Origin of the sequence: Scandinavium lactucae (assembly GCF_033843265.1) — a bacterium.
Classification (GTDB): Bacteria; Pseudomonadota; Gammaproteobacteria; order Enterobacterales; family Enterobacteriaceae; genus Scandinavium; species Scandinavium lactucae.
On the sequence record NZ_JAWXRD010000010.1, the window covers coordinates 21,587 to 29,721 of the forward strand.

General features: G+C 51.4%; 7 protein-coding genes. All 7 read right to left on the reverse strand.

Annotated elements, in window-relative coordinates:
• Positions 1-59: 59 nt before the first annotated feature.
• Positions 60-4,088, reverse strand: coding sequence for a DNA-directed RNA polymerase subunit beta (rpoB, locus tag SIK69_RS07770; RefSeq protein WP_319629259.1), 4,029 nt, complete (start codon positions 4,086-4,088; stop codon positions 60-62).
• 320 nt (positions 4,089-4,408) lie between these two features.
• Complete coding sequence (rplL, locus tag SIK69_RS07775) at positions 4,409-4,771, reverse strand: 50S ribosomal protein L7/L12 (protein WP_319629258.1); 363 nt, start codon at positions 4,769-4,771, stop codon at positions 4,409-4,411.
• A 66-nt stretch (positions 4,772-4,837) separates the two neighbouring features.
• A complete protein-coding gene (rplJ, locus tag SIK69_RS07780) occupies positions 4,838-5,335 on the reverse strand; it encodes a 50S ribosomal protein L10 (RefSeq protein ID WP_319629257.1) in 498 nt (165 codons plus the stop codon).
• 294 nt (positions 5,336-5,629) lie between these two features.
• Positions 5,630-6,334 carry a 50S ribosomal protein L1 gene (gene rplA / locus SIK69_RS07785; RefSeq protein WP_319629256.1) on the reverse strand — a complete coding sequence of 235 codons (705 nt, stop codon included), beginning with the start codon at positions 6,332-6,334 and terminating at the stop codon, positions 5,630-5,632.
• A 3-nt stretch (positions 6,335-6,337) separates the two neighbouring features.
• Positions 6,338-6,766 carry a 50S ribosomal protein L11 gene (rplK, locus tag SIK69_RS07790; RefSeq protein WP_110512487.1) on the reverse strand — a complete coding sequence of 143 codons (429 nt, stop codon included), beginning with the start codon at positions 6,764-6,766 and terminating at the stop codon, positions 6,338-6,340.
• Between the two features lie 145 nt (positions 6,767-6,911).
• Positions 6,912-7,457, reverse strand: coding sequence for a transcription termination/antitermination protein NusG (nusG, locus tag SIK69_RS07795; protein WP_006816549.1), 546 nt, complete (start codon positions 7,455-7,457; stop codon positions 6,912-6,914).
• A 1-nt stretch (position 7,458) separates the two neighbouring features.
• Positions 7,459-7,842 carry a preprotein translocase subunit SecE gene (secE, locus tag SIK69_RS07800; protein ID WP_049842136.1) on the reverse strand — a complete coding sequence of 128 codons (384 nt, stop codon included), beginning with the start codon at positions 7,840-7,842 and terminating at the stop codon, positions 7,459-7,461.
• Between the last annotated feature and the right edge of the window lie 293 nt (positions 7,843-8,135).

The window sequence follows — 8,135 nt, forward strand, 5'->3', positions numbered from 1 at the left end:
AGTTAGCACAATCTGGCACCGGGGATTAACCCGGCACCAGTGACCTGTTTGAGCGAGAGTTACTCGTCTTCCAGTTCGATGTTGATACCCAGCGAACGGATTTCTTTCAACAGTACGTTGAAGGATTCCGGCATGCCCGGTTCCATCTGATGATTGCCGTCCACGATGTTTTTATACATCTTGGTACGACCGTTCACGTCATCAGACTTAACGGTGAGCATTTCCTGCAGGGTGTATGCTGCGCCGTATGCTTCCAGCGCCCACACTTCCATCTCACCGAAGCGCTGACCACCGAACTGCGCCTTACCACCCAGCGGCTGCTGAGTAACCAGGCTATAAGAACCGGTGGAACGAGCGTGCATCTTGTCATCGACCAGGTGGTTCAGTTTCAGCATGTACATGTAACCTACGGTTACCTGACGCTCAAACTGCTCACCGGTACGACCATCGAACAGCGTAATCTGACCAGAAGAAGGCAGACCGCCGAGCTGCAGCAGCTCTTTAATTTCAGACTCTTTTGCACCGTCGAAGACCGGCGTTGCAATCGGCATACCTTTACGCAGGTTTTCAGCCAGACGAAGAACTTCGTCATCGCTGAAGGTGCTCAGGTCGACTTTCTGACGAACGTCGGTACCCAGATCGTAGGCACGCTGGATGAATTCGCGAAGTTTCGCGACTTCTTGCTGCTGTTTCAGCATGGCGTTGATTTTCTCGCCGATACCTTTCGCAGCCATACCCAGGTGAGTTTCCAGGATCTGACCGATGTTCATACGAGACGGTACGCCCAGCGGGTTCAGTACGATATCTACCGGCGTACCGTTAGCATCGTGCGGCATATCTTCGATCGGGTTGATCTTAGAGATAACACCCTTGTTACCGTGACGACCCGCCATTTTATCACCAGGCTGGATCTGACGTTTAACGGCCAGATACACCTTAACAATCTTCAGCACGCCTGGTGCCAGATCGTCGCCCTGAGTGATTTTGCGGCGTTTCGCTTCGAGTTTCTTCTCGAACTCGTGCTTCAGTTCGTCGTACTGCTCAGCCAGCTGTTCCAGCTGATTTTGTTTCGCTTCGTCGGTCAGACCGAGTTCCAGCCAGCGATCGCGTGGCAGTTTGTCGAGCTTCTCAGCCTCAACACCACCGGCAACCAGCACAGCATAGATACGGCTAAACAGGCCAGCTTCGAGGATCTGCAGTTCTTCAGACAGGTCTTTCTTCGCCTGCTTCAGCTGCATTTCTTCGATTTCGAGCGCACGTTTGTCTTTTTCCACGCCATCGCGGGTAAAGACCTGAACGTCGATTACCGTACCGGAAACACCGTTTGGTACACGCAGAGAAGAGTCTTTAACGTCAGACGCTTTCTCACCGAAGATAGCACGCAGCAGTTTCTCTTCTGGCGTCAGCTGGGTTTCACCTTTTGGCGTTACCTTACCAACCAGAATGTCGCCGCCGGTGACTTCTGCACCGATGTAAACGATACCGGACTCATCGAGTTTAGAGAGCGCAGCTTCACCCACGTTCGGGATATCAGCGGTGATCTCTTCAGGCCCCAGCTTGGTGTCACGGGACACACATGCCAGTTCCTGGATGTGAATAGTGGTGAAGCGATCTTCCTGAACCACACGCTCGGAGACCAAAATGGAGTCTTCGAAGTTGTAACCGTTCCACGGCATGAACGCTACGCGCATGTTTTGGCCGAGTGCCAGTTCACCGAGGTCGGTGGACGGACCGTCTGCCAGCACGTCGCCGCGTTCAACCGGCTCACCCAGGGACACACATGGCATCTGGTTGATGCAGGTGTTCTGGTTAGAACGGGTATATTTGGTCAGGTTATAAATGTCGATACCTGCTTCGCCCGGGTACATCTCGTCGTCGTTAACTTTGATAACGATACGGGATGCATCCACGTACTGAACGGTACCGCCACGTTTGGCAACGGCGGTTACGCCGGAGTCAACCGCTACAGCACGTTCCATACCGGTACCAACCAGCGGCTTATCAGCACGCAGAGTAGGAACCGCCTGACGTTGCATGTTCGCACCCATCAATGCACGGTTGGCGTCATCGTGTTCCAGGAACGGGATCAGGGACGCACCGACGGAAACCACCTGCTGAGTGGAAACGTCCATGTAGTCAACCTGGTCACGGCTGAACAGGCTTGATTCGCCTTTGCTACGACAGGTCACCAGGTCTTCTTCGAAGTGACCATCGTCATCCAGGTTGGAGTTCGCCTGAGCAATGACGTAGTTGCCTTCTTCGATAGCAGACAGGTAATGAATTTCGTCGGTTACCACACCGTCGGTCACTTTACGGTACGGCGTCTCAAGGAAACCGTATTCGTTTGTCTGTGCGTACACGGACAGGGAGTTGATCAGACCGATGTTCGGACCTTCAGGCGTTTCGATTGGACATACGCGACCGTAGTGAGTCGGGTGTACGTCTCGAACTTCGAAGCCCGCACGTTCACGGGTCAGACCGCCTGGGCCGAGGGCAGAAATACGACGCTTGTGCGTGATTTCAGACAACGGGTTGTTCTGGTCCATGAACTGAGACAGCTGGCTGGAACCAAAGAACTCTTTAACCGCAGCAGAAATCGGCTTAGCGTTGATCATATCCTGAGGCATCAGGGTATCGAGATCGCCCAGAGACAGACGCTCTTTAACCGCACGCTCAACACGTACCAGGCCAACACGGAACTGGTTTTCCGCCATTTCGCCTACGGAACGGATACGACGGTTGCCGAGGTGGTCGATATCATCCACTTCGCCCTGGCCGTTACGGATACCGATCAGCTTACGCATAACCTGGATGATGTCGTCTTTGCTCAGGATACCGGAGCCTTCGATTTCATCACGCAGCAGAGAACGGTTGAACTTCATGCGGCCTACCGCAGAAAGATCATAACGGTCTTCAGAGAAGAACAGGTTCTCAAACAGGCTTTCCGCAGCTTCACGCGTTGGTGGCTCACCAGGACGCATCATACGGTAGATCTCAACCAGCGCGCTTAAGCGGTCATTGGTTGGGTCGACACGGATGGTCTCAGAGATGTACGCACCGTGATCCAGGTCATTGGTGAACAGCGTTTCGATACGCTTGTGACCAGACTGGCTCAGCTTAGCCAGCAGATCCAGACTCAGCTCCATGTTGGCCGGGCAGATCAGCTCGCCGGTAGACGCATCAACGTAGTCCTTCGCAGACACTTTACCTGCAATGTACTCAACTGGAACTTCGATGTGCTTGATGTCATCTTTTTCCAGTTGGCGAATATGGCGAGCAGTAATACGACGACCTTTCTCGACGTATATTTTGCCGTCTGCTTCGATGTCGAAGGAGGCGGTTTCACCACGCAGACGCTCTGGAATGAGTTCCATCTGCAGCTTGTTGTCGCGAATTTCGAAAATAACTTTTTCGAAGAACAGATCAAGGATCTGCTCTGTGGTGTAGCTCAGCGCGCGCAGGATAATGGTCGCAGGCAGCTTACGACGACGGTCGATACGGACAAACAGGTTGTCTTTCGGATCGAACTCGAAGTCCAGCCAGGAACCACGGTAAGGGATGATACGTGCGTTATAAAGCACTTTACCCGAAGAGTGGGTTTTACCCTTATCGCTGTCGAAGAAGACGCCCGGGCTACGGTGCAGCTGAGAAACGATAACACGCTCAGTACCGTTGATAACAAAGGTACCGTTATCGGTCATGAGCGGAATTTCGCCCATGTACACTTCTTGTTCTTTGATGTCTTTAACGGTGCCTTCTGGCGCCTCACGCTCATAAATCACCAGACGCAGTTTTACGCGCAGGGGAGCGGAATAGGTCACGCCGCGGATCTGACATTCTTTAACGTCAAATACAGGCTCACCCAGACGATAGCTCACATATTGCAGCTCAGAGTTACCGCTGTAGCTTGCAATAGGGAACACGGAGCGGAATGCCGCTTCCAGACCGTACTGACCTTCAGGATCTTGCTCGATGAACTTCTGGAACGAGTCAAGCTGGATAGAAAGGAGATAAGGTATGTCCAGAACTTGTGGACGTTTACCAAAATCCTTACGAATACGTTTTTTCTCGGTATAGGAGTAAACCATAGGGTTCCTCAGCTCGCTGACAAGTCGACCGACTCTGCCCATAAGAGGGGCAGTTTATGCAACACTATTTTGTTGACCGGAAAATGGATCACTTTCCGCAATACCTGTTGCTATCACGCTTAAACCATTTCGTTGCGATTTACACAAGGCGAGCACCCTGTCGCAGTATATTAAGACGTCGATAGAAACAAGCATTGTCAGGACAGCCAGCAGTCAAACAGTGTGAAATGCTACTGGCGCCTTACAGCGCAAAAAGGCTGGTGACCGAAAAGTCACCAGCCATCAGCCTAATTACTTAGGCTGCAACCGGAAAGGTTGGCTTATTTAACTTCAACTTCAGCGCCAGCTTCTTCCAGAGATTTTTTCAGAGCTTCAGCGTCATCTTTGCTGATGCCTTCTTTAATCACACCGGTAGCTTCTACCAGGTCTTTAGCTTCTTTCAGACCCAGGCCAGTTGCGCCACGTACAGCTTTGATTACTGCAACTTTGTTAGCGCCAGCGCCTTTCAGAATTACGTCGAATTCAGTTTTTTCTTCAACAGCTTCAGCTGGGCCAGCAGCTACAGCTACAGCGGCAGCAGCAGAAACGCCGAATTTTTCTTCCATTGCAGAAATCAGTTCTACAACGTCCATTACGGACATAGCGGCTACTGCTTCGATGATTTGATCTTTAGTGATAGACATTTAAATTGTTCCTGAAAATCAGAATAAGTTTATACGTAAGCCAATGCTTTATAAAGATAACTGCAATTAAGCAGCTTCTTTTGCATCGCGTACAGCAGCCAGAGTGCGAACCAGTTTGCCAGCCGAAGCTTCTTTCATGGTTGCCATCAGGCGTGCAATTGCTTCTTCGTAGGTTGGCAGAGTTGCCAGGCGATCGATTTGCGATGCCGGGATTAACTCACCTTCAAAGGCTGCGGCTTTGACCTCAAATTTTGCATTCGCTTTCGCGAACTCTTTGAACAGACGAGCAGCTGCGCCCGGGTGTTCCATAGAGTATGCAATCAGGGTCGGACCAACAAACGTGTCTTTCAGGCACTCGAATGGAGTACCTTCAACGATGCGACGCAGCAGGGTGTTACGAACAACACGCATGTATACGCCAGCTTCACGGCCTGCTTTACGCAGTTCGGTCATTTTATCTACAGTAACGCCACGGGAATCCGCAACTACTGCAGACAGCGCGCCTTTGGCTACTTCGCTGACTTCAGCAACAATCGCTTGTTTGTCTTGAAGATTTAAAGCCATTAGCTTTGCTCCTGGATGTTTGCCAGAGATTATCTCTGGAACTCACTTCACTCTTCCCAACGAAAGAGCGTCTTAATACGGTGAGCAGAAACAAGCCAAAGAGTATAAAAATAATCTTAGCGTTCTGTCACCGTCTACGCAGGCAATTAAGTTTCTGACGAAACACCTGCGGTCTTCGACGGAGGCCTGGATTCGGCCAGGCTCCAACGAACAAATCTGGATCTGTTAACCAACGCTAACAGAATCGTGGGGGGAAGATTGTAGACAAATCCACCACCCACGTAAAGACTAATCTTAGTTCGCTACTGCGGTAAGACCAGCCTGATCAACGGCAACGCCAGCACCCATGGTGGTGGAGATGCTGACTTTCTTGATGTACACGCCTTTAGCCTGAGTTGGTTTTGCTTTTTTCAGCGCAACCAGCAGGGATTCCAGGTTTTCTTTCAGTTTGTCAGCGTCAAAATCCACTTTACCGATGGTGGTGTGGATGATGCCGTTTTTGTCGTTACGGTAACGAACCTGACCTGCTTTAGCGTTCTTAACAGCTTCAGCAACGTTAGGAGTTACAGTACCAACTTTCGGGTTTGGCATCAGGCCGCGTGGACCCAGAACCTGGCCCAGCTGGCCAACAACGCGCATTGCATCCGGGGAAGCAATAACAACGTCAAAGTTCATTTCGCCTTTTTTGATCTGGTCAGCCAGATCTTCCATACCTACCAGCTCAGCACCAGCAGCTTTAGCTGCTTCAGCGTTCGGGCCTTGGGCAAATACGGCAACGCGAACAGAACGGCCAGTACCGTGTGGCAGTACAGTTGCACCACGTACGTTCTGGTCAGATTTACGAGCATCGATGCCGAGGTTAACAGCAACATCTACGCTTTCGGTAAATTTAGCGGTGGCCAGCTCTTTCAGAAGAGCGATGGCTTCGTTGATGTCATACTGTTTAGTTGCATCAACTTTCTCACGGATCACGCGCATACGCTTGGTCAGTTTAGCCATTTCTTAATCCTCCACTACCAGGCCCATGGAACGCGCAGTACCTTCGATTGAGCGAGTCATCGCTTCAATGTCAGCACCGGTCATGTCGGCAGCTTTAGTCTGCGCGATTTCCTGCAGCTGAGCGCGAGAAATTTTACCAACTTTCTCTTTGTTCGGCTTGCCGGAACCAGACTTAATGCCTGCAGCTTTCTTCAGCAGAACCGCAGCTGGCGGAGTCTTGGTGATGAAAGTGAATGAGCGGTCAGCGTAAACGGTGATGACGACAGGAGTCGGCAGACCTTTTTCCAGGGATTCAGTTTTTGCGTTGAACGCTTTACAGAATTCCATGATGTTCACGCCCTGCTGACCCAGTGCTGGGCCAACTGGTGGACTTGGGTTCGCCATACCAGCTGCAACCTGCAGCTTGACGTAGGCTTGTACTTTCTTAGCCATTCTCAATTTCCTCTGGTGGGTTATAGCGCCTCGAAGAGGCTCCCCGTGATAAATACGTGATTTATGTGCACAAGGCCCATAAATACAAAAGGCGCGAAATTGTATTCCAATCTCGCGCCTTGTGCAACGATTGATCGCTGCTTATTTATGCTTTTTCAACCTGGCTGAAGTCCAGTTCTACCGGCGTTGCACGGCCAAAGATAGAGACAGAAACTTTCAGGCGGGACTTCTCGTAGTCCACCTCTTCAACCACACCGTTGAAGTCTGCAAACGGACCGTCACTAACACGGACCATTTCACCCGGTTCAAACAGCGTTTTAGGACGCGGCTTATCACCCACCTGCTGCAGGCGGTTCATGATCGCATCAACTTCTTTGTCGCTGATCGGTGCCGGACGATCGGAGGTACCACCGATGAAGCCCATTACGCGCGGCACGCTACGCACCAGGTGCCAGCTGGCATCATTCATTACCATCTGTACCAGTACGTAACCCGGGAAGAATTTGCGCTCGCTCTTGCGGCGCTGGCCACCACGGATTTCGACCACTTCTTCGGTCGGCACCATGACTTCACCAAACAACTCTTCCATATTGTGTAATTTGATATGCTCGCGCAGCGAAGTCGCTACACGGCCTTCAAAACCGGAAAACGCCTGAACGACGTACCAGCGCTTTTTAGGAGCTTCAGACATCTCAGAACCTCAGGCCAGTGATAAAAGATACCAGGCGGACCAGAATACCATCCAGGCCCCACAGGATCAGTGACATTACAGCAGTAACCGCGGCCACAATCAGCGTAGTGTGCAGCGTTTCCTGACGGGTAGGCCAAATGACCTTACGCACTTCAGTTCTCGCTTCACGGGCAAACGCCACGGTCGCCTTGCCTTTTGTCGTCAACAGCGCGACACCGCCCGCTGCAGCAATCAGAATCACCACGGCCAGCGCACGCAGCGGCAGCATCATGTCACGATAAAGGTAGTTGCCCACAATGGCTACGATCAGCAGTACTGCAACGATCACCCACTTCATCGCTTCCAGGCCGCGCCCGCTCCCTTGAGCTTCGGTATTCGCACTCATAAACCAACCTGTCACAAGAATTCGACAAACATCTTTGCCCCGCGTGAATGCGAGGCAACCAAAACCGAAATGCTCTGTTGCGTTTCGGACTAAACGCCCTCTTCAGAGCCTGTCTCAGCAATGATTATGACAAAAAAAATCACTGATGAGCCAGGTTCTGGTTCGAAAGCGTGCAAAAAGGGCATCAAATGATGCCCTTTTATTGCGCATTGCGTCAAATGTTATCAGCGATTAGCTGAGAACTTTAGCAACAACGCCCGCGCCAACGGTACGGCCGCCTTCACGGATTGCGA